20 protein-coding genes are annotated in these 24,133 nt (G+C 57.8%); 11 read left to right on the top strand and 9 right to left on the bottom strand.

Going from position 1 to position 24,133, the window contains the following annotated elements:
* Window positions 1–58: 58 nt before the first annotated feature.
* Together GXP72_RS13860 and dadX are read left to right on the top strand one after the other, a co-directional pair.
* Window positions 59–1,357 (top strand): D-amino acid dehydrogenase, encoded by a 1,299-nt coding sequence (locus tag GXP72_RS13860; RefSeq protein ID WP_032647721.1) that lies wholly within the window; start codon window positions 59–61, stop codon window positions 1,355–1,357.
* 9 nt (window positions 1,358–1,366) lie between these two features.
* Window positions 1,367–2,437, top strand: a complete 1,071-nt coding sequence (dadX, locus tag GXP72_RS13855) for a catabolic alanine racemase DadX (protein ID WP_048992169.1) — start codon at window positions 1,367–1,369, stop codon at window positions 2,435–2,437.
* Window positions 2,438–2,530: 93 nt separating this feature from the next.
* Here dadX and GXP72_RS13850 read toward each other — a convergent pair whose 3' ends face one another.
* Window positions 2,531–4,264 (bottom strand): potassium/proton antiporter, encoded by a 1,734-nt coding sequence (locus GXP72_RS13850; protein ID WP_032647718.1) that lies wholly within the window; start codon window positions 4,262–4,264, stop codon window positions 2,531–2,533.
* Window positions 4,265–4,361: 97 nt separating this feature from the next.
* Complete coding sequence (ldcA, locus tag GXP72_RS13845; protein ID WP_208763011.1) at window positions 4,362–5,276, bottom strand: muramoyltetrapeptide carboxypeptidase; 915 nt, start codon at window positions 5,274–5,276, stop codon at window positions 4,362–4,364.
* A gap of 107 nt (window positions 5,277–5,383) precedes the next feature.
* Between ldcA and emtA the strand changes: the two genes are divergently transcribed.
* Window positions 5,384–5,995: a membrane-bound lytic murein transglycosylase EmtA gene (gene emtA / locus GXP72_RS13840; RefSeq protein WP_024909815.1), complete on the top strand. Its 612-nt coding sequence runs from the start codon at window positions 5,384–5,386 to the stop codon at window positions 5,993–5,995.
* Window positions 5,996–6,032: 37 nt separating this feature from the next.
* Here emtA and GXP72_RS13835 read toward each other — a convergent pair whose 3' ends face one another.
* On the bottom strand, window positions 6,033–6,764 hold the full coding sequence (locus GXP72_RS13835; protein ID WP_024909816.1) for a flagellar brake protein: 732 nt from the start codon (window positions 6,762–6,764) through the stop codon (window positions 6,033–6,035).
* Between the two features lie 208 nt (window positions 6,765–6,972).
* Here GXP72_RS13835 and GXP72_RS13830 point away from each other — a divergent pair, with 208 nt between their 5' ends.
* Together GXP72_RS13830 and GXP72_RS13825 are read left to right on the top strand one after the other, a co-directional pair.
* Window positions 6,973–7,227, top strand: a complete 255-nt coding sequence (locus tag GXP72_RS13830; RefSeq protein WP_008502662.1) for a GlsB/YeaQ/YmgE family stress response membrane protein — start codon at window positions 6,973–6,975, stop codon at window positions 7,225–7,227.
* Window positions 7,228–7,339: 112 nt separating this feature from the next.
* On the top strand, window positions 7,340–9,442 hold the full coding sequence (locus GXP72_RS13825) for a TonB-dependent siderophore receptor (RefSeq protein WP_208763010.1): 2,103 nt from the start codon (window positions 7,340–7,342) through the stop codon (window positions 9,440–9,442).
* 64 nt (window positions 9,443–9,506) lie between these two features.
* Here GXP72_RS13825 and GXP72_RS13820 read toward each other — a convergent pair whose 3' ends face one another.
* Together GXP72_RS13820 and GXP72_RS13815 are read right to left on the bottom strand one after the other, a co-directional pair.
* Window positions 9,507–11,192: an alpha,alpha-trehalase gene (locus GXP72_RS13820; RefSeq protein ID WP_148770141.1), complete on the bottom strand. Its 1,686-nt coding sequence runs from the start codon at window positions 11,190–11,192 to the stop codon at window positions 9,507–9,509.
* Between the two features lie 102 nt (window positions 11,193–11,294).
* Window positions 11,295–12,251, bottom strand: coding sequence for an AraC family transcriptional regulator (locus tag GXP72_RS13815; RefSeq protein WP_208763009.1), 957 nt, complete (start codon window positions 12,249–12,251; stop codon window positions 11,295–11,297).
* Window positions 12,252–12,366: 115 nt separating this feature from the next.
* Between GXP72_RS13815 and GXP72_RS13810 the strand changes: the two genes are divergently transcribed.
* Window positions 12,367–13,554 carry an MFS transporter gene (locus GXP72_RS13810; protein ID WP_208763008.1) on the top strand — a complete coding sequence of 396 codons (1,188 nt, stop codon included), beginning with the start codon at window positions 12,367–12,369 and terminating at the stop codon, window positions 13,552–13,554.
* Window positions 13,555–13,594: 40 nt separating this feature from the next.
* Here GXP72_RS13810 and gap read toward each other — a convergent pair whose 3' ends face one another.
* Both gap and GXP72_RS13800 read right to left on the bottom strand, forming a co-directional pair.
* Window positions 13,595–14,605, bottom strand: coding sequence for a type I glyceraldehyde-3-phosphate dehydrogenase (gap, locus tag GXP72_RS13805; RefSeq protein ID WP_208763007.1), 1,011 nt, complete (start codon window positions 14,603–14,605; stop codon window positions 13,595–13,597).
* Window positions 14,606–14,683: 78 nt separating this feature from the next.
* Window positions 14,684–15,664 carry a helix-turn-helix domain-containing protein gene (locus GXP72_RS13800; protein ID WP_208763006.1) on the bottom strand — a complete coding sequence of 327 codons (981 nt, stop codon included), beginning with the start codon at window positions 15,662–15,664 and terminating at the stop codon, window positions 14,684–14,686.
* Between the two features lie 149 nt (window positions 15,665–15,813).
* Between GXP72_RS13800 and GXP72_RS13795 the strand changes: the two genes are divergently transcribed.
* On the top strand, window positions 15,814–16,785 hold the full coding sequence (locus GXP72_RS13795; RefSeq protein ID WP_024909823.1) for a fatty acid desaturase: 972 nt from the start codon (window positions 15,814–15,816) through the stop codon (window positions 16,783–16,785).
* Window positions 16,778–17,536, top strand: a complete 759-nt coding sequence (locus tag GXP72_RS13790) for a PhnD/SsuA/transferrin family substrate-binding protein (RefSeq protein WP_024909824.1) — start codon at window positions 16,778–16,780, stop codon at window positions 17,534–17,536. Before GXP72_RS13795 ends, GXP72_RS13790 begins: the two co-directional genes overlap by 8 nt.
* On the opposite strand, the gene GXP72_RS13785 is transcribed toward GXP72_RS13790, so the two are convergent.
* On the bottom strand, window positions 17,515–18,411 hold the full coding sequence (locus tag GXP72_RS13785) for a LysR family transcriptional regulator (RefSeq protein ID WP_024909825.1): 897 nt from the start codon (window positions 18,409–18,411) through the stop codon (window positions 17,515–17,517). The genes GXP72_RS13790 and GXP72_RS13785 overlap by 22 nt on opposite strands.
* A 22-nt stretch (window positions 18,412–18,433) precedes the next feature.
* The gene (locus tag GXP72_RS13780; protein ID WP_208763005.1) at window positions 18,434–20,722 is read right to left on the bottom strand and encodes an FdhF/YdeP family oxidoreductase; all 2,289 of its coding nucleotides are present in this window, start codon (window positions 20,720–20,722) and stop codon (window positions 18,434–18,436) included.
* Between the two features lie 1,004 nt (window positions 20,723–21,726).
* Here GXP72_RS13780 and GXP72_RS13775 point away from each other — a divergent pair.
* Genes GXP72_RS13775 through tssK form a run of 3 tightly spaced genes read left to right on the top strand, consistent with a single transcriptional unit; the run spans window position 21,727 to window position 24,120 of the window.
* Entirely contained in the window at window positions 21,727–22,221 is a 495-nt protein-coding gene (locus tag GXP72_RS13775) for a hypothetical protein (RefSeq protein WP_024909827.1), read from the top strand.
* Between the two features lie 23 nt (window positions 22,222–22,244).
* On the top strand, window positions 22,245–22,748 hold the full coding sequence (tssJ, locus tag GXP72_RS13770) for a type VI secretion system lipoprotein TssJ (protein ID WP_024909828.1): 504 nt from the start codon (window positions 22,245–22,247) through the stop codon (window positions 22,746–22,748).
* 28 nt (window positions 22,749–22,776) lie between these two features.
* Window positions 22,777–24,120, top strand: a complete 1,344-nt coding sequence (tssK, locus tag GXP72_RS13765) for a type VI secretion system baseplate subunit TssK (RefSeq protein WP_208763004.1) — start codon at window positions 22,777–22,779, stop codon at window positions 24,118–24,120.
* The last annotated feature ends 13 nt before the right edge of the window (window positions 24,121–24,133 follow it).

Raw genomic sequence — 24,133 nt, 5'->3', positions numbered from 1 at the left:
CAACTAGGTTATCAATCTGTAATTAGAAGATTGTTCTTTTGCACATAATGGAGTGGCTATGCGTGTTGTCATACTGGGAAGTGGTGTCGTTGGGGTAACCAGCGCCTGGTATTTAAGTCAGGCGGGACATGACGTAACCGTTATCGATCGTGAATCCGGTCCGGCGCTCGAAACCAGCGCGGCGAACGCCGGGCAAATCTCTCCCGGCTATGCCGCTCCGTGGGCTGCGCCGGGCGTTCCGCTGAAAGCGATTAAATGGATGTTCCAGCGCCATGCGCCGCTGGCCATCAGCCTTGACGGCACGCAGTTCCAACTGAAGTGGATGTGGCAGATGCTGCGCAACTGCGACACCCGCCACTACATGGAGAACAAAGGGCGCATGGTGCGCCTGGCGGAATACAGCCGCGACTGCCTGAAAGCGCTGCGCGCGTCGACGGGGATTGAGTACGAAGGCCGTCAGGGCGGAACGCTGCAGCTCTTCCGCACCGAGCAACAGTACGAAAATGCCACCCGCGATATCGCCGTGCTGGAAGATGCCGGCGTACCGTATCAGCTGCTGGAAGCCAGTCAGTTAGGGCAGGTTGAACCGGCGCTGGCGGAAGTGGCGCATAAGCTGACAGGCGGCCTGCGCCTGCCGAATGACGAAACCGGCGACTGCCAGCTCTTTACGCAACGTCTGGCGCAAATGTGCGAGCAGGCGGGGGTGAAGTTCCGCTTTAACACCTCTGTCGACAAGCTGCTGTCGGAAGGGGAAAAAATTTACGGCGTGAAGTGCGGCGACGAGGTGATCAAAGCCGATGCCTACGTGATGGCGTTTGGTTCGTACTCCACCGCCATGCTGAAAGGCATTCTCGACATTCCGGTCTACCCGCTCAAGGGCTACTCGCTGACCATTCCGGTGAAAGAAGAGAGCGGTGCTCCGGTATCGACCATTCTGGATGAAACCTACAAAATCGCCATTACCCGCTTCGATAACCGCATCCGCGTAGGCGGCATGGCGGAGATTGTCGGCTTCAACACCGAGCTGCTGCAGCCGCGTCGTGAAACGCTGGAGATGGTGGTGGGCGATCTCTTCCCGCGCGGTGGCTTTGTGGAGCAGGCGACGTTCTGGACCGGCCTGCGTCCGATGACCCCGGACGGTACGCCGATTGTGGGCCGCACGCCGTTTAAAAACCTGTGGACCAATACCGGCCACGGCACGCTTGGCTGGACGATGGCCTGCGGATCGGGCCAACTGCTGAGCGACCTGATTTCCGGGCGCACGCCGGCAATTCCATTTGACGATTTAAGCGCCGCACGCTATCAATCGGGGTTTACGCCTTCGCGTCCACAGCATCTGCACGGCGCGCATAACTAAGGAGCTGTCATGTCCCGTCCTGTTCTGGCCCAGCTGAACCTGCAGGCCCTGAAGGATAATCTGCAAATTGTTCGTCGGGCGGCACCTGGTTCGCGCGTCTGGTCGGTGGTGAAAGCGAATGCCTACGGCCACGGCATTGACCGTATCTGGAGCGCCCTGAGCGCCACCGATGGTTTTGCCTTACTCAATCTGGAAGAGGCCATTCTGCTGCGCGAGCGCGGCTGGAAAGGGCCGATACTGCTGCTGGAGGGCTTCTTCCACGCCGACGATCTGCCGCTGCTGGATAAGTACCGTCTGACTACCAGCGTGCACAGCAACTGGCAGATTAAGGCGATTCAGGATGCGAAGCTCCATGCTCCGCTGGATATCTATCTTAAGGTGAACAGCGGCATGAACCGCCTGGGCTTCCAGCCTGAGCGGGTGCATACGGTCTGGCAGCAGCTGCGCGCGCTGAAGAACGTAGGTGAAATGACGCTGATGGCGCATTTTGCCGACGCGGAAAGACCGGACGGCATTGCCGATGCCATGGTCCGCATTGAGCAGGCGGCAGAAGGGCTGGACTGCCCGCGCTCGCTGTCGAACTCGGCGGCCACGCTGTGGCATCCCGAGGCGCACTATAACTGGGTGCGTCCGGGGATCGTTCTGTACGGCGCGTCTCCCTCAGGCCAGTGGCAGGATATCGCCAACAGCGGCCTGAAGCCGGTCATGACCCTGCGCAGTGAAATCATTGGCGTGCAGACGCTCAAGACCGGCGACACGGTGGGCTACGGCAGCCGCTACCGGGCAAAGGGCGAGCAGCGGATTGGCATCGTGGCGGGCGGCTATGCCGACGGCTACCCGCGCATCGCGCCGACCGGTACGCCGGTCTGGGTCGATGGGGTTCGCACGGGAACGGTGGGCACCGTCTCAATGGATATGCTGGCCGTTGACCTGACGCCCTGCCCGCAGGCGGGCATCGGTTCACCGGTCGAGCTGTGGGGTAACGAAATTAAGATTGATGACGTTGCTGCCGCGGCGGGCACGGTGGGGTACGAATTGATGTGCGCGCTGGCACCGAGAGTGCCGGTTGTGACGGTGTAACCTTTGTTCGCCGGGTGGCGCTAACGCTTACCCGGCCTACGTTCGAGGTTTTTTTGCCGGGTAAGGCGAAGCCGCCACCCGGCAAAAAAACCGCTACTCCGCTTCCTCTTCCATCGGCCTCAAACCGACTTTCCGCACCGCGTTATCTTCTTTTTCGGCAACGGTCCAGATCATCCCGGCAAACTCCACCTGGTCTCCCACGACCGGGGCAGCGCCAAGCCGCTGCTGGATGATTTCGCCCAGCGTTTGCTGGTTATCTCCGTCTTCAGCACCTTCATCCAGGCCGTAGATCAGCGCGACATCGGCAAACCTGGCGCTGGCTTCCAGAATAAAATCGCCAAAGAAACGCTGATCCAGCGCCACCGGAGGCGACTGGCTGAACAGTTTGCCCAGCGCGGGCAGGTCGCGCTCGCGGCCAATCACGCAGAGAATATCCCCTTCGCGCAGGCGGGTGCTGCCGGTGGGGTGCAGCAGAACGTTGTCGCGGAACAGAGCGGCAATGCGCGTTTCGGCCGGCATGTGCAAATCGCGCAGTGAAGCCCCCACGCACCATTTGTCGGCGCTCAGCTGATAGACGAACTGTTCCCACGGGTTTTCCGGATGAATGTCGAGCCCCACGCGGGAGACCGGCCAGCCCACGGGAGGGACCACCACTTTGGCTTTTTTCGCCGCCCACCCGAGCGAGGTTCCCTGGAACAGCAGCGAAATCAGCACCACGAAGAACGCCACGTTAAAGAACAGCCGCGCGTTATCCAGACCGGCCATCATCGGGAACACCGCAAGGATAATCGGCACCGCGCCGCGCAGGCCCACCCAGCTGATGAAGATCCGCTCGCGCAGGTTGAAGCCACGAAACGGCAGCAGGCCTGCAAATACCGACAGCGGACGGGCAAAGAAGATCATCCATGCAGAGAGCAGCAGCGCCGGAACGGCGATCGGCAGCAGGTCCGATGGCGTAACCAGAAGACCCAGCACCAGAAACATGCCGATCTGCGCCAGCCAGGCCAGACCATCGAAGTTCTGTAAAATGGCATGCCGGTTACGAATAGGGCGGTTGCCCATCAGGAACCCGCAGAGGTAGACGGCGAGAATGCCGCTGCCGTCCACTGCGGTAGTGACGGCAAAAATGAGAATGCCGCCGCTCAGCGCCAGCAGCGGGTAAAGCCCCAGAGGAAGCGATATACGGTTGATCGTCTGCTGGAGCAGATATCCCCCTGCCAGGCCGATGACAATCCCCAGGCCAAACTGCTGCAGAATATGTAACGCAAACGTCCAGCTCAGCCCGCTTTCATGCTGCTGAATCATCTCGATAAGCGTAATGGTGAGAAACACCGCCATCGGGTCGTTACTGCCGGATTCAATCTCAAGCGTGGAGCCCACGCGTTCGTTAAGCCCTTTTCCGCCGAGCAGAGAAAACACCGCTGCCGCATCGGTTGAGCCAACAATCGCGCCAATCAGCAAACCTTCCATGATGTTGAGATGGAAAAGCCACGCGGCCATCATTCCGGTGAGGCCGGAGGTTATCAACACGCCAACCGTCGCGAGCGACAGCGCGGGCCCTAAGGCCACGCGGAAGGAGCTCGCCTGGGTGCGCATCCCGCCGTCCAGCAGGATCACCGCCAGCGCCAGGTTACTCACCATGTAGGCGAAAGGGTAGTTATCGAAAGGGATACCACCAATGCCATCAATGCCGGCCAGCATGCCGATGGCGAGGAAAATGACAAGAATAGGTATGCCGAGACGCGATGAAAATGAACTTAATAAAATACTGCTGGTTACAAGGACGGAACCCAAAATGAAAAGGCTGATTATCGCTGCGGCATCCAATGTTCTCTTACTCCCACCTCAATGTTAACGCTGTTACTAAAACCCTAACATATTAACGACGGCAACAGCGTTTTATTAAGGGGGTATAACGGCTTTTTTATGCCTTTATGACTGGATGGCCGCTGATGGTCAGCCGACTGCCGGAATCATTGTGGATCAGCGAGGCGTGTGCCCCCAGTGCCAGGGTCACGGTGCGCTGCTCATGGCCGAAATCCAGACCGGTGATGACCGGAATATCCAGCCGCGAGCGAATGAACTCAACCATGGTCTCCAGGGAGTAACCCGCGTCATAGTCATTCGGCGCAGAACCGCTGAAGCTGCCCAGCACAATCGCGGACTGGCGTTCAAGAATACCGGCATGATAGAGCTGCAACAGCATGCGTTCGACGCGGAACGGATGTTCATTGATATCTTCCAGCACCAGAATGCCGTCCTCGATGTGCGGCATCCACGGCGTGCCGATAAGCGAAACCAGCATCGCCAGGTTGCCGCCCCAGAGCTGACCTTCGCATTCCCAGTGCGGCCCATTGCCTTGCCACTCCACGCTGTAGGTGGGATTGCGCAGCGCGCGCCAGAAGTGTTCCATGGTAAACGCATTCAGCTCCGGGGCGCCGAAGTTACCGGCCAGCATCGGGCCGCTGAAGGTGATAGCGTTATGCAGCGCCAGCAGCCCAAGCTGGATGACGGTGAAATCGCTATGGCCGCAAATCAGCAGCGGATCATGCTGCTGGCGCTGCGCCAGACCCTGCCAGTCAATGCTCTCCAGCAGCCGGCTCGCGCCATATCCTCCGCGCACCGCCAGCACAATCTGGTTTTCGCCCTTCAGGTTCACCAGGCTGTTGATATCATTCAGCCGCTGCGCTTCTGTACCGGCAAAACGCTGCTGGCGGCGGGGGATAATCGTCTGATTTTCTACCTGATGACCCGATTCCAGCAAACGCTGAACGCCCCGCTGCGCCGCGTCCTGGTTAATGCAGTAGCCAGACGGCGCGATGAGATGAAACTGAGACATGGCAATTCCTTGCTGAATGAGAAACTAATTGTCTATATCATGCCGCGTATACGACGCCTGCTTCAAGAGGCGGCGCACCGCGATGACCGGCTATAAGGATAGATGACGTGAAATTGAGATGGTTTGCTTTTTTGATTGTGTTGCTTGCTGGCTGTAGTTCAAAACATGATTATCAAAACCCACCCTGGAACCCGGAAGTGCCGGTGAAACGGGCCATGCAGTGGATGCCGATCAGTGAACAAGCCGGGAAGGCCTGGGGCGTCAGTCCGCGTCTTATCACGGCGATCATTGCGGTGGAGTCCGGCGGTAACCCTACGCTTGTCAGCAAATCCAACGCGGTGGGGCTGATGCAGCTTAAAGCGTCAACGGCGGGGAAAGAAGTTTACCGCTATATGGGCTGGAGCGGTCAGCCGTCAACCAGCGAGCTGAAGAACCCGGAACGTAACATTTCAATGGGCACGGCCTATCTGAGCATCATGGAGCACGGCGTGCTGAAGGGCATTAAGGATCCGGAGGTGATGCAGTACGCGCTGGTGGTCTCTTACGTTAACGGTGCCGGCGCGTTGCTCAGAACCTTCTCCTCTGACCGCAAAGAGGCGATAGAAGAGATTAACGGCATGGACAAAGACGAATTCTTTGAGCATGTAGCGAAAAATCACCCGGCACCACAGGCGCCTCGTTATATCTGGAAAGTACAGAAAGCGATGGATGCCATGTAATGCCGCAGACGGGCGGCGGTCACGCTGCCCGATTTTCTTACAGAACTTTATTTGCGCGTTCCCGCGCCTCCCGCTCCAGCGAATAGATGATGCGCTGAAGCTCACGCTCTGCACCGGGCCCGACGTTCAGGAAGCGGAAGCTCAGACGCGGCGTGGTGATGGTTTCATTTTTGCTGTCCACGACGGTACGGTCGCTGATGGCAATCAGCTGTGCATCGAAATAAAAGCGACCCCAGCCCCCCATATCCAGTTCAATTTGCGTAAACCGCATGCCTTCTACCAGTCCGTCGGGTTTCGGCGTATCCATCAGCGCACCCATGCCGCCCAGTGACAGATCGAAGAGGCGGAAGCGGATCTCTTTTTTATCCGGCATTTTGGCCTTACAAAAATAGGCGGGGTGAAGCGGAGCGCTAATGCGGAAATATTCACGACGCTGAACAAACCAGAGATTGGTGGGAAGTGGGGTAGCAAAAGCAGGGAGTCCCTGGTACTCGCTCAGTTCCAGTCGCGACAGGACAAACTCCACTTTGGCGCCCTGCGTTTCGGCCATCACCGCGATATTCTCCGCCTTCAGCGCCGCGCGGTTTTCATACTCCTGACTGCCTAAATCAATCACCAGCCGCTCCTGCGAGGCGTCAAGGATCTTGCTGATGAACTGATTATTCGACCAGCTGATGCGCAGCGGCACTTCACCTTTTTGCAGGTCGCGTAATACCCCTAATACAGCCAGCGGATTTTGCTTGAGGAACTGCTCACTGTAATGACTCACGCCGGATGGCTCCTTGATTGATGACAGACTGTCTTAGCGTTATCGGCAATCTGCAATGAAACTTAATACAAACCGGTGAGTTTTTTTTGGCTGTTTACGTAAAGATAAGTCGGTGAGATGAAAATGGTTTTCCGGCGATGACCTATACTTAAGTTAGCTGTGCAGAAGGTTTTCTGCGCACGCGTTAAACCTGCAAGAGGGCATCGCTATGGGTATCATCGCCTGGATTATCTTTGGTCTTATTGCTGGCGCTATCGCGAAATTGATCATGCCGGGAAACGATGGCGGCGGCTTTATTTTGACCTGCGTACTCGGGGTCGTTGGTGCGGTTGTGGGCGGCTGGCTGGCGACGATGTTTGGCTTCGGAGGCAACATAAGTGGTTTTGACCTGCACAGTTTTCTGGTCGCTGTCGTGGGCGCCATTGTGGTGCTGGGCATATTCAGGTTACTGCGACGAGCATAACATGACGTAAACGGCTCTCTGCGGAGGGCCGTTTTTTTGCCTGCGTATTGATTTGTTAATCTAAATGATAATAATTGTCGTTCCGTATCGCATCTAACAACAAGACGACATTATGACTCCCTCACGTTTTACGCTATGCGCCCTGGCAGGCGCCGTCACGCTCGCACTGCACGTTCCGGCTTTCGCCGAAGAATCCACTATCGTCGTCACCGGCGCAGAGCAGGGCAGCGCGCTGCCGGCCTGGACGAACAGCGCCACGAAGTCAGCCGTTGCTGAAAGTAAAACGCCGCAGGTCATCACGACCGTCTCTGCGCCGGAAATTGAAAAACGCCATGCGAATTCGGTGAATGAAATCCTGCGCTATGCTCCGGGCGTCTCAACCGAGGTGCGGGGGAATACCTCCTACATGAGCGAATATAAAATTCGTGGCTTTACCGTCGACCAGGAGTTCTACAACGGGCTGCAGCTGCCCTATAACGTCATCGGCAATACCAAAGCGCGCATCGATCCGCTGTTGATTGACAGCGTTGATATCCTGAAAGGTCCCTCATCGGTTCTTTACGGCGGTGGTTCGCCGGGCGGGCTGGTGAATATCCAGAGTAAAAAGCCGCAGCGTGAAGCGCGAACCGAATTCGGTTTTAACACCGGCAATCGCAACCTGAAAGAGGGCTATCTCGACTCAACCGGGCAGATTGCCGACAGCGACTGGAACTACCGTCTGCTGGGTAAAGCGACGGAAAACGACGATCAGCCGCACACCACCCGGTATGAAAACTATCTGGTTGCTCCGTCCGTCACCTGGCAGCCCGACAGCAAAACCCGCCTGACCCTGGACGCGCTGGCGCAAAACACCCCAAGCCTGACGCCGTCAAACCCGCTGCCGCTCGCCTACCTGCGCTCGAAATACGCGGGCAAGCGCGATTACGCCGGTGATGAGTGGAATGGGTTTAAGCAGCGTCAGTGGATGCTGGGCTACAGCTTTGAACATGCCTTCGACAGCGGCTGGGGCTTTAACCAGAAGGCGCGCTATTTCGACGTCGACACGCATCAGCGCAGCGTCTATGCAACGGGCACCGGGAGTGAGGTCTATCAGCTCAACCGCTTTGCCTACACCACCGATGAAGATCTGCAGAGCTTCAACATCGACAACCAGGTCACCAGAACCGTGGCGCTGGGCGACTGGAAACACCATCTGCTGGCCGGGTTTGACTACCAGAAGCTGAACTCCCATTTCCACTACCGTTACGCGTCGACCACGCCGGGCATGGATATGCGTCATCCTGACTATTCGCAAATCAGTGAAAGCGCATTAGGGCTGTATACCGCCCAGAAAAACCGGCTGAGCTATCAGCAGAACGGCTACTACCTGCAGGATCAGGTGGAGTGGGATGGCTTAAATCTGCTGGGTAGCCTGCGCTACGACGATTATCGCTCCGTCACCACCAATTATCTGCAAAACGGTGATAAGGACTGGGTATCGCAGGATCGCGTCACCAAACGCCTGGGCGCGCTTTACGCTTTTGATAATGGTCTGTCACCGTTTATCAGCTATTCCGAAGGCTTTGCGCCGGTGTCGCCGAAGGGAACGCTCGCGGCGAAAGACGTCAAGCCGACCACCAGCAAGCAGGTGGAAGGTGGAGTGAAATATCTGCTGGCCGACTACGCCACCACCTTTACCGCTTCGGTGTTCAACATCCGTCAGAAAAATGTCGTCACCTCCGATCCGGGCTTCCTGAACTATCGTCAGACCGGGGAGGTGGAATCCAAAGGGGCAGAGCTGTCTGCCATCAGCCGCCCGGCGGACAACCTGACGCTGATTGCTAACTATGCCTACACCCACGCGATCAATACGGAAGATGATAAATACAAAGGGAAACGTCCAACGCAGGTGCCGGAGAATGCCTTCAACCTCTGGGGGGATTACACCTTTGAAAACACGCCGCTGAAAGGGTTGATGCTGGGGGCGGGCGCGCGCTATACCGGCCCGATGGAAATCTCTCCGGCTAACGATGCGGGTAAACTGGGCGGCACTACCCAGTACGATCTGGCGGCCTCGTACCGGATGGGCGAGATCCTGCCCTCGCTGGCAGGGCTAACGCTTAAGGCCAGCGCGCAGAACATCACCAACAAAGAGACGCTGACCTGCTACGACGCGACCAACTGCTGGATTGGGCGCGACAGAACGTATCAGCTAGGGGCGAGTTACAGCTTCTAAGCAAAGCCCTGTGAGTTTAAAAAGTAGGCCGGGTAAGGCGTAGCCGCCACCCGGCAATACTCACTTACTGCGCCGTCGCTTTTACCGGCGCCACCTCATCATTCGCCGCAGGCCGATTCTCCGGCACGCTGTCGCACGGTTTCTCTTTCGGGCAGACCCGATCCAGCATCTTCAGCGTCACCCCGTTGCTCCAGCCGAAGCCGTCCTGCAGCGGATACTCGCCGCCGCCGCCGCCCGTACCGGTTGTCGACACGTCGTATTTCTCGACCAGTTTCTTTTCCCGGTCATAAGTATGCTGAACGTTTTTCAGGAAGCGCCAGGTCACATCCATCGAGACCTTCTCTTGCCCGTAATTCTGCAGCCCTTCCGCGGCCACCCATTGCAGCGGGGCCCAACCGTTTGGTGCATCCCACTGCTGGCCACTGTTGACGGTGGTGGTCGCAATACCGCCTGGTTTCAACAGGCGCGATGAGGTTGCCGCGGCGACTTTATCGGCCCGATCCTGCGCCGCCGCCTTCACGTAAAGCGGGAACAGGGCCGCAGCCGTGAGCTGATTGCGTACCTTCTTGCTCTTCAGATCGTAATCCGCGTACCAGCCCTCTTTATCATTCCACAGGTGGCTCTCGATGGCTTTCTGACGCGCCGTTGCCAGCGCCTCATATTTGCTTGCGCTGGCGGCGTCGCCACTCTCCTGGCCTGCTCGCGCCAGCAGTTTTTCCATCTTGAACATCAGGGCATTCAGGTCCACGGGGACAATGCTGGTGGTCCGGATGGTGCCGAGTTTTTGCGGATCGTCCATCCAGCGGGAGCTAAAGTCCCATCCCGAGGCCGCGGCGGAACGCAAATCACGGTAGATCTCGGTCGCAGGTCGGTTAGGGTTACTTTTGGCGGTATTTACATCGTCAAGCCAGGACTCCGGGCGCGGAGTGTCGCGGTCATCCCAGTAGCGGTTGAGAACAGCGCCGTCATCCAGCTTCACCACGCGCTTGTTGGCCTGACCCGGCTGAAGGGCGTCGACGCCGTCCATCCAGTAGGCATACTCTTTTTCCATCTGCGGACGATACTTCTTCAGCGCATCACTGTCGTGCGTTGCCAGCAGTTCCACCATCAGCGAGAAGAACGGCGGCTGGGATCGGCTCAGGTAATAGCTGCGGTTGCCGTTGGGAATGTGGCCGAAGGTGTCAATTTCATAGGCAAAGTTATCCACCATGTCGCTGATTTTGTCCCAATGATCGCTCTCTGCCAGGCCCAGCATGGTGAAATAGCTGTCCCAGTAGTAGACCTCGCGGAAACGTCCGCCGGGCACAACGTAAGGTTTGGGTAACGGCAGCAGGGAATCCCATTTGTTGCTAGCTTTATCCGTGGTGCGCGTCAGTACGGGCCAGAGATCGTCAATATGCTCACGTAGACTTTGTCCAGCAGGCGGAACATATTTTTCCCCTTCCGCAGGGAGCGTAAAGTTCATCTCGACAAAGTGGCGTAAGTCAAAGCTGGACTGCGTGTGCTGCATCCGATAGTCCGCCAGAATCATCAGCGGGTCGCTTTTGGGGACGGCATCCGCAAAGGTTTTCTGATCGGGAAACAGTTTGGCGCTCTGCACATCATTAAACAGCGGGCCCAGCAAAATATCGGGTGAGGCTGTCTGGGCTGCGGGGCTATCGTCGGCATAACCGAATGTCGTTACGCCGAGCAGCGCGCCGCCCAACGCAAGGGTCAAGAACGCGGGGCGTAGTGTACGAGGTCTTATCATCAGTTCGTCTCCTGTCTTCACTAAACAGCGTGACCGCTGTTGTCAATCACCTGAAAACCTTAGACGAATATTGCCCGCTTCGCGTTAAATATTGCTGGCCAGTCAGACCTCTTCCGGCGTCTGGCTGGCTTCCCGCAGCGTGCCCGGCGCATGTCCAATAATGCGCTTAAATGCCCGGCTAAATGCCGCCAGAGAGCCGTACCCCAGCCGCAGCGCGACGGTTTCTATCGGCTGATTTTCATGGCGAATGTACTGGATGGCCAGGCGCATCCTCAGCTCGCTGAGATATTTTGCCGGAGTGGTTCCCGTCGCGGCCAGAAACCGTTCGGCGAACACGGAGCGGGACGTGCCCGCTTCTTTTGCCAGATCCGCGACGCTCCAGTTCAGGCCCGGCTGCTGGTGCATGGCGTAAATGGCCCGGCTCAGGCGCGGGTCGCGCAAAACCTGCACCCAGCCGGTGGCTTTACCACAGCCGCCTTCAACCCAGCCGCGCACAATTAACGCCGCGACCACGTCGGCCAGTCGCGCAAGGATCCCGGCAAACCCGGCCTGACGTGCCACGGACTCCCGCTCCATCGCCGCCAGCAGCGGGTGGATCTCCGGCCAGGTGGACATTAACCGGCTGACCATCATCACTTCCGGCATTGCCTTGATCAGCGGCTGCATTCCGCCCAGCTCAAAATCCATGCACCCGCTAAAGATGAGGGTGTTCTCGCTCTCCGGGCAGGGCTCGCAGGTGATGGCGCAGACCGAGCTGCAGATAGGCTCGCTCGGAAAGGCGTTGACAGAGGTAAGAGGAGCCTGCTCGTCAGAGAGCAGGGCATGGGAATTCCCGCCGGGAATAAAGAGGGCGTCGCCACCGCTCAGTTCGAACGTTGCTCCGCTCTCCATGCGCAGCAGAGCGCTACCGTGGCTCACAAAATGAAACTGCGCCCGGCCGGGAGCCTGATGAAACGCGACGCCAAATGGCGCACTGGCTTCAATGCGCCGGTATTTCACGCCCGACAGGCGCATGCCGCGTAAAAGTTCGCTGATCAAATCGGGTGACTGTACGGTCATGGCGCAACTCCGGACGAATAATCAATAAGTGGAGATTATATGTCATAGATCGTCCAGGGTGAACCTTCTATTCTTTTGCGACTGTAGTCACATTTTTATAACGGGAGATCAACAGATGAGTTCATGTGTCGCGGCGAGCGAGGCGGTAGCGCCTGCAAAACCCGCCTGGCGGGCCGTTTATTCACTGGGGCTGGGGGTATTTGGTTTGATTACGGCAGAATTTCTGCCGGCCAGTTTGTTAACGCCAATGGCCGCGAGCCTGGGCGTGACCGAGGGGATGGCCGGACAGGCCGTCACCGCCACCGCGCTGGTGGCGCTGGTGACCGGGCTGCTGATCACCCCGGCAACCAAAAGTATCGACCGTCGCTGGGTGCTGATGTTTTTCTCGGTGCTGCAAATTATCTCCAGCCTGCTGGTGGCCTTTGCGCCCAATCTGCACGTCCTGCTGATGGGGCGCCTGCTTCTGGGGATAGCCATCGGGGGATTCTGGGCGATGTCGACGGCCACGACGATGCGTCTGGTTCCGGCGGATAAAGTGCCGAAAGCACTGGCGGTGATCTTCTCCAGCGTATCGATTGCCACGGTAGTCGCGGCGCCTCTGGGCAGCTATCTGGGCAGCCTGATCGGCTGGCGTAACGTCTTTATCCTCTGCATTCTGCCAAGCATGCTGGCGCTGCTGTGGCAGCTCTGGGTCCTGCCGTCCATGAAACCTGAGAGCAGCGGCAGCCTGAGTACGCTGTTCCGCGTGCTGCGTCGTCCGGGGATGATCGGCGGCATGCTGGCGACCATTCTGATCTTCAGCGGCCATTTCGCCTTCTTTACATACCTGCGTCCGTTCCTGGAAACGGTGGGCCAGGCGAGCGTGGAGACCATTTCACTGATCCTGCTGGGCTTTGGTATTGCCAACTTTGTGGGCACCTCCGTTGCCGGGCATCTGCTGGCACGCAATCTGCGCCTGACGCTGGCGCTGGTGCCGTTTGCGATGGGCGTACTCGCGCTCATGATGGTCGCCTTTGGTCATCTGGCCATGCTGGACGGGCTGCTGGTCGCGCTGTGGGGCTTTGCATTTGGCCTGGTTCCGGTGGGCTGGTCAACCTGGCTTGCCACCACTGTTCCGGATGAAGCCGAAAGTGCAGGGGGGCTGTTGGTGGCCTCAATCCAGCTGGCGATAAGCGCCGGTGCGGCCGGAGGCGGGGCAGTATTTGACCTCAACGGCGCCAGCGGCGTATTCGCGGGCAGCGGTTTCCTGCTGGTGATGGCGATGGTGATTGTGTTTATGGCTGTGAAAGTGAAAGCGGAATGATTTTTGGCCGGGTGAGCGTTAGCGCCACCCGGCCTCAGGCTTACAGCCCTTTCTTATCCATCAGCACCGCCAGATCCACCAGGCGGTTGGAGAAGCCCCACTCGTTGTCATACCACGCCAGGATCTTCACCATGTTACCGCCAATGACCAGCGTGGAAAGCCCGTCGATAATCGACGATCGCGGGTCGCCCTGGTAATCGCTGGAGACCAGCGGCTCATCGCTATACCCCAGAATGCCTTTCAGGGGCCCGCTGGCGGCCGCGTTGCGGAACGCGTCATTCACCTCTTCGGCGGTCACGTTGCGGCTCAACGTCACGGTTAAATCCACAATCGACACCACCGGCACCGGCACGCGCAGGGAGTACCCGGTCAGCTTGCCGTCCAGGGAGGGGATGACTTTCCCCAGCGCTTTCGCCGCGCCGCTGGAGTAGGGCACAATCGACAGCGCCGCCGCGCGTGCGCCGCGCAGATCTTTCTCCGGCTGATCGTGCAGCGCCTGACTGTTGGTGTAGGCGTGCGTCGTGTTCATCAGGCCATGCTCAATCCCGAACTGCTGGTGCAGCACCTGCGCGGCCGGTGCCAGACCGTTGGTGGTGCAACTCCCGTTGCTTACCACCGCGTGCAGGGCGGGATCGTACTGGTCATGGTTAACGCCCATCACAATCGTCAGGTCGTCGTTCTTGCCGGGAGCGGAAATGATGACGCGCTTAGCGCCGCCGTGGGTGATATGTACCGCCGCTTTCTCCCGCTCGGTAAAGAAGCCCGTGGCCTCAATCACCACGTCGGCGCCGACATCACGCCACGGAATATTCGCCGGATCGCGTTCGCTAAACACCGTGATCCGCTGCCCGTCTACCTGCAGCGCGCCGTCAGCCGCTTCAACGGGTGCGGGCAGCTTGCCCAGAAGGGAATCATGTTTCAGCAGGTGGGCGAGGGTTTTACTGTCCGTCAGATCGTTAATGGCCACAATCTGCAGATCCGGGTTACCCAGCGCCGCGCGCAGGAAATTACGTCCGATACGGCCGAAACCGTTAATACCGACCTTAACCATGGTGCACTCCTTATCTCTGTTGTCTGGAGTCACTGTAGGCGTCGGGCTGGTTGGCGTAAACGACAAAAAAGGATCAGATTACGCCATCTTGCGGCAATGGAATCGCTGGCGGTACTCGCCGGGGGTAAGGTGAAGCTGTTTCTCAAAGATGCGGCGCAAATTAATGCTGGTGCCAAACCCGCTTTGCTCAGCAACGCGCTCAAGGGGATCGCGGGTCTGCTCAAGCAGCTGGCGGGCGGCGGCCAGACGCGCTTCGGTCACGTAGCGGGCCGGAGAGACCCCGGCCTCGCGGGTAAACACGCGGGTGAAATTACGCGGGCTCATTGCCGCTTTCTCGGCCAGATTTTCCACGCACAGATCGGCGGTGAGGTTCTGCAGGATCCAGGTTTGCAGTTCGCTTATCGGGCCCGATGCGCCGGGCTGCTGCAGGCTGTAACGACTGAACTGCAGCTGGCCGCCGGGACGACGGAGATACATCACCATATCCTGCGCCACGTCGCGGGCGAGGGTAAATCCGTAGTCGTCCTCCACCAGCGCCAGGGTCAGATCGAACCCGGAGCTTACGCCGCCGGAGGTCCAGATGGGGCCGTCCTGAATATACAGCGGACCGCCTTCGACGTGGATAGCCGGATACTGGGTTTGCATCGTCTCCAGCAGCCGCCAGTGGGTGGTGGCGCGACGACCGTCCAGCAAGCCGGTCTGGGCCAGCAGCATCGCGCCGCCGCAGATAGAGGCTACCCGCCGGGCATGCGGTGCAGCGAGGTGCAGCCAGTCCACCACCGCCGTGCTCTCCAGCTCGTTCATGCCGCGTCCGGTGATGATAATGGTATCCAGCGGTTCACGCGGCTCCAGCTCAGGCAGACGATAGTCCGCCAGCAGGTTCAGGCCGGACTGGCCGTGGATCACCTGGTGAGGCTGCGTGGTGGCGATGATAATCCGGTAGCGGGGCTGCGCAAGCCCTTCCGGATGCAGCCGGTTGGCCTGCATCAGAATGTCGGCGATACCGGCGGCTTCAAACAGCATGCCGCCGTCGGGAACGATAATCAGGATCTTCTTCATGTCCTGAAAAGTACCTTTATCACAGAATAAGTCAAGCAACGCGTGCGCTCTGTGTTTCTGGCAAAGCAAAGCGATTTAAGTTCTTTGTTATTTCAGGCGTTATCCCCGATCGTCAGGGCTCTGTCTCTGGCGAAACGGCGTCCGAAGAAATGAGTCAACGAAGCTCCCTCTATTTACATCCGCAACAACGCGAACAAATCCGCCATCTCGCATCGGGTTTTATATGGCGAAGCGAACTGCCCACCTGGCTTTTGATTATCACTGTTTATGCAGGCTGGTTTGGCACGCTGACGTTCTGGCAAACGCTCGGCCTGCTGCCCGCCACGCTGCTGCTCGTCTGGTTTAGCGCCTGGTACATGTCCCTGCAGCATGAGCTGATCCACGGACACCCCACGCGTTTTGCCTGGCTTAACCAGCTGTTTGGCACGCTCCCGCTGGCGGTCTGGTATCCGTACGGCCTGTACCGGGACTCCCATCTTGCCCATCATCGGCACCATAGCCTGACCCATCCGGTGGATGACCCGGAGTCGTACTATTTTACCGACGAGAGTTGGGGGCGCTTTTCTCCCAGGCAGAAGCGCCTGATCCGGGCCCGAAATACCTTTGCCGGTCGGCTTCTGCTGGCGCCGCTGCTGGATATCGTCCAGACGCTGGGCAGCGCCGCGGCGGCGTTTCGTCATCTTCACCTGAGGGCGATGACGATGTGGCTGGTTCACATCACGCTGCTGGCGGTACTCTTCGTCTGGATGACGCATATCGATTTTTCACCCGTCTGGTTCGTGCTTGCGGTCAGTTATCCCGCGCTCGCGCTGACCAAGGTGCGATCGTTTTTCGAACATCGTGCGGCGGACGATCCGCTGGCGCGCTCCGTCATTAACGAGGCCGGGCTGTTCTGGCGGGTGCTGTTTTTGAATCTCAACTACCATTCAGTACATCACGATCTGCCGGGCGTTCCCTGGTACGGGCTGAAGACGATCTACCAGCAAAACCGGGAGGCGTACCGGGAGCGAAACCGTGGTTTTCTCGTCAGGGGCTACGGTGAATGGCTGCGCCGGTTCTGGGTCAGACCCGTCGACGTCACCGTTCACCCCGGAAAACAACAGGGGGAAGGGTATGAGTAACCTGCTGGCGTTTCCCATGTATGCGGTGGATCGCGCCGACACGCGCGCGCTCTGGCTGGCGGTTAAGGGATTGCTGGCTGCACGCGGTGTGCCCGTCGATGATGTCCCCGACTGGCCGGAGTCCGATCTGCTCACGCACTGGCAACAGCCCGGGCTTATCCTTAGCCAGACCTGTGGTTACCCGCTGGTCACGCAGCTCCCGGACGTGCAGGTGGTCGGCTGTTTTCACTACACGGCACCGGGCTGCGAAGGGATCCAGTACCGCAGCTTTCTGGTGGTGCGCGAGGAGGATCGACACCTGACGCTGGCGGACTTTCGCGGACGACGGGCGGTCTGTAACTCTGCGGATTCCCAGTCTGGCTACAATGCGCTGCGAAAAAAAGTGGCTCCCCTGTTGAGTGGCGGTCCATTTTTCGCGCAAACGTCCTTTAGCGGCAGCCATCGCCAGTCGCTGATTGATGTGAAACGCGGGGCAGGGGATATCGCGGCCATCGACTGCGTAACCTGGGCACTGCTGCAGCGCCATGAGCCGGAACGGCTTGCGGGGCTGGCGATCATTGACCATACCCCGCTGACGCCGGGACTGCCGCTGATCGCTTCGCATAACACCTCACCTGAAACGCTAAACGCCATTCGCGATGCGCTCCATGCGCTGGTCAGTTCACCGGAACATCGGGCGATTTGTGACGCGGTGCTGATCGGCGGTTTTAGCGTGGTGACGCGCGAGGCCTACGCCTCATTGTCCGCGTGATAAATCTCCTGCGCGTCGGTAAAACAGCGCAGCGCCAGCGAGGAGATAGGCTTTTGTCTGCGCATAATCAGGCCGACAGGGGCCTCAATGTTCGCGTCAGCGATGGGGACAATCCTGAAATGGCTGTTCAGTGCTTCCAGCCCGTTGTTCAGCGGCATGACGGCGCAGCATACGCCGCTCTGAACCGCCTGAATGATCTGGAACGTCGAGTCGCTCTCGAAAACGGCCGTCGGTTCAATGCCGAGAGACTTAAAGCCGGCCTCCATATGCGCCCGGTAGTGCATCCCTTTGGTCAGGAACCCCAGCGGAAAATCCGTCAGATCGCGCCAGGTCAATGTCTCCTGGCCGAGCTGGAAATGACGGACGTCATGCAGCAGGCCCATCTTCGTTTTGGGAAGCTGGATAATATCGAACTGGCTGGTGTCAATGCTGTTGAGGTAGCAAATTCCCAGCTCAAGCTGATTGCGGCTGACGCCGTCGGCAATCTGCGCGGAGGACATAGAATAGAGGCTGTAGGTCAGCTCCGGGTATTTTTGCGTCAAATGGCGAATAAAAATCATCGGATCCACGCTCGCCAGCGGCACCATCCCCAGACGGAGTTCGCCCACCACCTGGCCTTTGCACAGCGCGGCTTCCGCCTGTAGCCCGTCATGCGCGGCCAGCAGCGAGCGGGCCCACGCGAGGATGCGTTCACCCTCCGGCGTAAACCCTTCAAAGCGCTGCCCGCGCACAATCAATACCAGCCCGAGCTCCTCCTCCAGGCTGCGGATGCGCATGGAGAGGGTCGGCTGGGTAATGTTGCACTGCGAGGCAGCCTTGCCAAAATGGCGGGTCTCGTCGAGCGCGATTAAATATTTTAACTGTTTAATATCCATCTTTTTCTCTGCGCGAACAGCCTTACAGCATGCGGATCTCTTTTGAGCGCAGGGTGATGCGAACCGGAACGGATTTATACGACGGCGTACCGCTGTCCTTATCCAGATAATCAAGCGGTACCAGCACGTTGGCTTCCGGATAATAGGCGCCGACGGTCCCCGGCGCGATGTTGTACGCCACCACGGTAATGTCTTTCAGACGCTGAACGCTGCCGGGCAGGGCGGTTTCGATATCCACGCGGTCGCCGTGTTCCAGCCCTGACTGCGCCATATCGTCTTCGTTCATAAACAGAACGTCGCGACGGCCAAATACGCCACGGTAGCGGTCGTCCAGGGCGTAAATGGTGGTGTTGTACTGGTCGTGGCTGCGCAGCGTGATCAGGCGCAGAACATGCTCACCTTCACCGCTGGCGTTCTCGTGAACCCCGTCGAACACCGAGAACATCGCTTTTCCCGTCGCCGTTGGCCAGATACGTTGCGTCGGTGGCAGCGGCATACGGAAACCACCGGGAACGCGGATCCGCGCGTTATAGTTCTCAAAGCCCGGAATGGTCTGCTCGATCAGATCGCGGATGCGGTCGTAATCCTCAACCAGCGTCAGCCAGTCCACGCGGGTATCCGGCAGGGTGGCTTTCGCCATGCCGGCGACGATAGCGGGTTCCGACCGAAGCAACGGCGAAGCGGGCTTCAGCTTGCCGGATGAAGCATGCACCATCGACATGGAGTCTTCGACGGTAATGGACTGGCGGCCGGTGGCCTGAACATCCAGCTCTGTACGGCCAAGACACGGGAAAATAAAGGTCTCTTTGCCCACCAGCAGATGGGTACGGTTGAGCTTGGTGCCGACGTGCACGCTCAAATCCAGGTTACCCATCGCCGGAAAACCCCGCTCGTGATCGGGCATCGCGACGGCAAAATTGCCGCCGAGGCAGATGAGCGCTTTCGCGCGGCCGTCGATCATCGCCTGCGTGGCCTGCACCGCGTCGTGTCCGTGGTGCGACGGTGGCTCAAAGCCGAACACGTCCGTCAGGCGATTAAGGAATGCCGGCGTGGGTTTCTCGCTAATCCCGACGGTACGGTTCCCCTGCACGTTTGAGTGGCCGCGCAGCGGGCATATTCCCGCGCCGGGCTTGCCGATATTCCCCCGCAGCAGCAGCACGTCGGCAATCAGGCGGACGTTGGCCGTCCCTTTGTTGTGCTGCGTAATCCCCATCCCGTAGGTAATGATGGTGGCCTTCGATTTTGCATAGGCTTCGGCGACCTTTTTGAGCGCCGCCAGGCTCAGACCCGACTCGCGTTCGATGTCGTCCCAGCGGGTTTGCGCGATATCGGCGGTGAACGCCTCAATGCCCTGGGTGTGTTCGGCAATAAATGCGTGGTCCAGCACGTCACCGCGTTCGGCCTCCATTTCCAGCAGGTGTTTGGCAATGCCTTTCAGCGCGGCGGCATCGCCCCCGGCCTTCACCTGGAAATAGGTCGAAGCGATATCCGTGGAGCTGTAGGTTGCCATTTCAATCACGCTTTGCGGGTCGGCGAAACGTTCCAAGGCACGTTCGCGCAGCGGGTTAAAGACGATAATCGGCACGTTCCGGCGGGCCAGCTCGTGGAGGGTCCCCATCATTCGCGGATGGTTGGTGCCGGGGTTGTGACCAATGGAGATCACCAGCTCGGTCTTATCGAAGTCGTCCAGCGAAACGGTGCCTTTTCCGATGCCAATTGAACGCGGTAAACCGACGCTGGTGGCCTCGTGACACATATTCGAGCAGTCGGGGAAGTTGTTGGTGCCGTATTCGCGAGCAAACAGCTGGAACAGATACGCCGCTTCGTTAGAGGCGCGTCCTGAGGTATAGAATTCGACCTGGTCCGGATCGAGCCCGCGCAATACTTCGCCGATGCGTTGAAACGCCGCGTCCCAGTCGACGGGGCGGAAGGTGTCGCTCGCCCGATCATAGCGCAGGGGGTGCGTGAGTCGACCGTAGCCTTCCAGCTCAAAGTCCGATTTTGCCAGCAGCGAGGAGACGCTGTTTTCAGCCAGAAACGCGGGGGTGACGCGTTTGCTGGTCGCTTCCCAGGTCACCGCTTTGGCGCCGTTCTCGCAGAACTGGAACGTCGATTTGTGTTCTTTATCAGGCCACGCGCAGCCCGGGCAGTCGAAGCCGTCAGGCTGGTTGGTGCGCAGCAGCGTCGCGGGAGCGTCAAGGGTATCCATTTGGGTACGTACCGCGATGGCCGTCGCTTTTAGTGCCCCCCAGCCGCCGGCAGGGCCGTCATAGTGTCTGATGCCTGGCACCGAGCGTCTTTTCTTGTTCATACCCACTCCTGATTTGTTCGGTCAACAACATCTGAACCCATAGAAGCGCTGCACAGGACAATAAGCAAAAGCAATGACGACCGTATGGCTACGCGCATGCGGTGCGGGAAGGTGCCTTATCTTAAATTCTTTTTATTACAGCGGTTTATGGGATTTGATGTTTAAATATTTAAAGAAATTATAACGAAATTTTATCATTTTAATAATAAATCTTATCTATCGGTCGGTAGGCGAGATAGATGACGGTGAGTAAGGAAGGATGTAGTACCAGTAAAACTTCGAATGAAGCTGATGCGCTGGAGATATCGCCACGATTCACGTCTGGCGGGCTGCTGGAGGCATTTTGGGTTTGAGGAAATGACAGGAAGGTTTACTCAGGCTTAATGAATAATAGATATAAGGTATACCTTACTGTGGAATTATCACGACATAAAATATACAGTTTTTTTGCGGCATGAAATTAACGTCGGGCTGCATTAAGTGAAATATTCTCACCCAAGCGATGAAGCGTGTTCAATATTAAAGATACCTTGTTAGTGCAACAAATAATTCATCGGAGATATATTCCTTTGACATCAAAAAAACGCGAATTCTACTAATTATGGTAGTGGCGATAATAGCGTTATTGCGTTAATGAAAGTGGTTCTCTTTTGTGTTTTTAATATATAAAACATCATGTTATGTGGTTTTGCAGTGAGGAAATAAGAAAGGGTGGGGCAAATCGTTTTTTTTTCATAGGATTAATCCTATAATTTTCCGACTGCTTCATTTACCAACAGTTACGCGGCGGTAAATATTGAATTGATGCGAAGCTCATGTAAACTTGCTTACCGTTTGTCAAAATATGTCAGGAAGATGCTGGGCCTTATTCTGAAGGGCTCGTGCGGTAGCTATGCCCTTAACATAGTAACGCCCCGAAAATATCCTGGCTATTTTAACAATAGCACTTAAGTCAAACTTCATCCCCTTATCTCCATCATCGAAATATCGCTACGGAAAAGCATATGAAAATGCGCGTACTGTTTTCACTTCTGTTTGTAATGGCGGTGGCGGGCTGTAAAGCGCCGCAAAAACCTGTGATCAACGACGATACGATCGAGACCAGCCAGGTCAACGGCGTTACCTTAACCCACCGTCACGCTGTGACGCCGCCGACGGAGTTCACGCCGGTCAACGAACCGTATCGTGCCATGTATCCGGCTTCCCTGATGAGCCGACCTGACTTCGGCGGCAAAGTTATCCGTAATCTCGAGACCGGAAAAACGTACGTGGTGCTGGGGCAGGTTGAACACTACTGGATGGCGCTTGCCGACGAAGGCAACGATCAGCTGATTGGTTACGTCCCGATGCGTGCGGTTATCAAGGCCGACCAGTACGACGCCGCCGTGCGTAAACAGGCGATTCGTCCAAAGGTGCGTAAAAAAGCGACCTGTGTCGATGTCGATGGCAACAGCAAAGCCTGCAAAGACAGCGCTAACGGTACCTGGATCCTGAACTAAACGGCTTTCATGAGCGCATTTTTATGAATAATAAAAATTTTCATAAGCTGTGGTTATTCTTTTACGCGGCGATTTTCGCCCTGGTCAGTGGTTGTACGTCGTCTTCACACAGCGACCCCTCCCGCTACAATCTGCAGTTTCAGGCTCATCCACAAATCAATGAATCTGCGCCGCTTAAGGTCCGGGTGCTGTTGCTGAAATCCGATGCGGATTTCATGTCCAGCGACTTCTACTCCCTGCAGAACAACGCGTCAGCCACGCTTGGCGCGAATCTGCTGAACAGCGACGTGTTCTTCCTGATGCCGGGACAGCTGTCCAAAACCCTCAGCGGGCAAAGCTCTCCGGAGGCCCGCTACATCGGCGTGATGGCGGAGTATCAGGTGCTGGATGGCAAAAAATGGCGCGTTTCACTCCCTCTGCCTGTGCCTGGCGAAAATCATATCTACCAGTTCTGGAAATGGTCCGCAGATGAACTTCAGGCCAACGTTTTTCTCGACGTGAACGGCATTCGTGTCATCAGCCAGTAACGCGCTTCAAAACAGGAAACACATCATCATGACGAAAGCAGAAAAGGTCGTCTGGACCGAAGGCATGTTCCTGCGTCCACACCATTTTCAGCGGACTGAAAGCTATCTGCTCAACCATGTTCGTGAATGGGGCGCACTACAGCGGTCGTATCTCTGGGGCTTTCTCGACGTTGAACTGGATGAAGCGATGCTTCGTCAGGGATGCATTGCCCTGAGCTACTGCAGCGGTTTGCTGCCGGACGGCACCTTTTTCCAGGTACGTAACGGGCGCAACGGCCCTGCACCGCTGAAAATTCCTGACAATCTCACTAACGAAAAGGTGGTGCTTGCGCTGCCGGTACGTCGTGGCGAGAGAGAAGAGGTGATTTTTAGCGAAGAACCGGCCTCGCTGGCGCGCTTCATCGCTTACGAGCAAGAGGTGGAAGACGATAACGCCATGTCGGTGGGGGATGCCACCGTCCAGTTTGGCCGCCTGCGTCTGACCCTGATGCTGGAAAAAGACCTCACGGCAGAGTGGACCGCCATCGGCGTGGCGTTTGTGACCGAGAAGCGTAACGACAACCACGTGCGGCTCGACAACAGCTACATCCCGCCGATGCTCAACGCCAACAACAGCCCGCAGATCTACAGCATGATCAACGATCTGCACGGTCTGCTGGTGCAGCGCAGCCAGCAAATTGGCGGTCGTTTGCGCCAGCCCGGTCGCTTTAATACCTCCGAGCTGATTGAGTTCACGCTGCTGTCGCTGGTTAACCGTCATCTGGGCGAGGTTTCTCATTTAAAAACCCTCCCGCTGCTGCATCCGGAAACGCTCTGGCGCAGCTGGCTGCCGTTTGCGACCGAGCTTGCCACCTGGACGTCCCAGCGTACCGCTGAAAGCGTGCTGCCGATTTACGATCATGACGATCTGGCAAACTGCTTCAGCAAGCTGATGCTGATGCTGCGTCAGGGGCTGTCGCTGGTGATGGAAGACCACGCGATTCAGCTGCCGCTTAACGAACGCTCTCACGGCCTGAACATCGCCACGGTGCCTGAAACCAGCATGGTGCGTGAGTTCGGCTTCGTGCTGGCGGTTAAAGCCAACGTGCCAGGCGAACACCTGCAAACCCATTTCCCGGCGCAGATGAAGGTCGCGCCGGTCTCGAAAATCCGCGATCTGGTTCAGCTTCAGCTGCCGGGCATTATGCTGCGCGCCATGCCGGTCGCGCCGCCGCAGATCCCGTGGCATGCCGGCTATAGCTACTTTGAACTGGAGAAGGGCAGCGAGCTGTGGCACGAGATGGATAAGTCCGGTGCATTCGCCCTGCATCTTGCAGGGGAATTCCCGGGGCTGGATATGGAGTTTTGGGCCATCCGTAGCCCGACAGAATAATAAAGCGAGCGCT

It is taken from the genome of Enterobacter sp. SES19 (genome assembly GCF_011765665.1).
Lineage (GTDB): Bacteria > Pseudomonadota > Gammaproteobacteria > Enterobacterales > Enterobacteriaceae > Enterobacter > Enterobacter pseudoroggenkampii.
Note: the sequence above shows the minus strand (reverse complement) of the source record. Positions and strands in the feature narration are given on the sequence as shown.

What these genes read in the sequence shown, in the direction of transcription:
- GXP72_RS13860 (WP_032647721.1), top strand. Translation starts at nt 59, where the DNA reads ATGCGTGTTGTCATACTGGGAAGTGGTGTCGTTGGGGTAACCAGCGCC.
- dadX (WP_048992169.1), top strand. Translation starts at nt 1,367, where the DNA reads ATGTCCCGTCCTGTTCTGGCCCAGCTGAACCTGCAGGCCCTGAAGGAT.
- ldcA (WP_208763011.1), bottom strand. Translation starts at nt 5,276, where the DNA reads ATGTCTCAGTTTCATCTCATCGCGCCGTCTGGCTACTGCATTAACCAG.
- GXP72_RS13830 (WP_008502662.1), top strand. Translation starts at nt 6,973, where the DNA reads ATGGGTATCATCGCCTGGATTATCTTTGGTCTTATTGCTGGCGCTATC.
- GXP72_RS13825 (WP_208763010.1), top strand. Translation starts at nt 7,340, where the DNA reads ATGACTCCCTCACGTTTTACGCTATGCGCCCTGGCAGGCGCCGTCACG.
- GXP72_RS13820 (WP_148770141.1), bottom strand. Translation starts at nt 11,192, where the DNA reads ATGATAAGACCTCGTACACTACGCCCCGCGTTCTTGACCCTTGCGTTG.
- GXP72_RS13815 (WP_208763009.1), bottom strand. Translation starts at nt 12,251, where the DNA reads ATGACCGTACAGTCACCCGATTTGATCAGCGAACTTTTACGCGGCATG.
- GXP72_RS13810 (WP_208763008.1), top strand. Translation starts at nt 12,367, where the DNA reads ATGAGTTCATGTGTCGCGGCGAGCGAGGCGGTAGCGCCTGCAAAACCC.
- gap (WP_208763007.1), bottom strand. Translation starts at nt 14,605, where the DNA reads ATGGTTAAGGTCGGTATTAACGGTTTCGGCCGTATCGGACGTAATTTC.
- GXP72_RS13800 (WP_208763006.1), bottom strand. Translation starts at nt 15,664, where the DNA reads ATGAAGAAGATCCTGATTATCGTTCCCGACGGCGGCATGCTGTTTGAA.
- GXP72_RS13795 (WP_024909823.1), top strand. Translation starts at nt 15,814, where the DNA reads ATGAGTCAACGAAGCTCCCTCTATTTACATCCGCAACAACGCGAACAA.
- GXP72_RS13790 (WP_024909824.1), top strand. Translation starts at nt 16,778, where the DNA reads ATGAGTAACCTGCTGGCGTTTCCCATGTATGCGGTGGATCGCGCCGAC.
- GXP72_RS13785 (WP_024909825.1), bottom strand. Translation starts at nt 18,411, where the DNA reads ATGGATATTAAACAGTTAAAATATTTAATCGCGCTCGACGAGACCCGC.
- GXP72_RS13780 (WP_208763005.1), bottom strand. Translation starts at nt 20,722, where the DNA reads ATGAACAAGAAAAGACGCTCGGTGCCAGGCATCAGACACTATGACGGC.
- GXP72_RS13775 (WP_024909827.1), top strand. Translation starts at nt 21,727, where the DNA reads ATGAAAATGCGCGTACTGTTTTCACTTCTGTTTGTAATGGCGGTGGCG.
- tssJ (WP_024909828.1), top strand. Translation starts at nt 22,245, where the DNA reads ATGAATAATAAAAATTTTCATAAGCTGTGGTTATTCTTTTACGCGGCG.
- tssK (WP_208763004.1), top strand. Translation starts at nt 22,777, where the DNA reads ATGACGAAAGCAGAAAAGGTCGTCTGGACCGAAGGCATGTTCCTGCGT.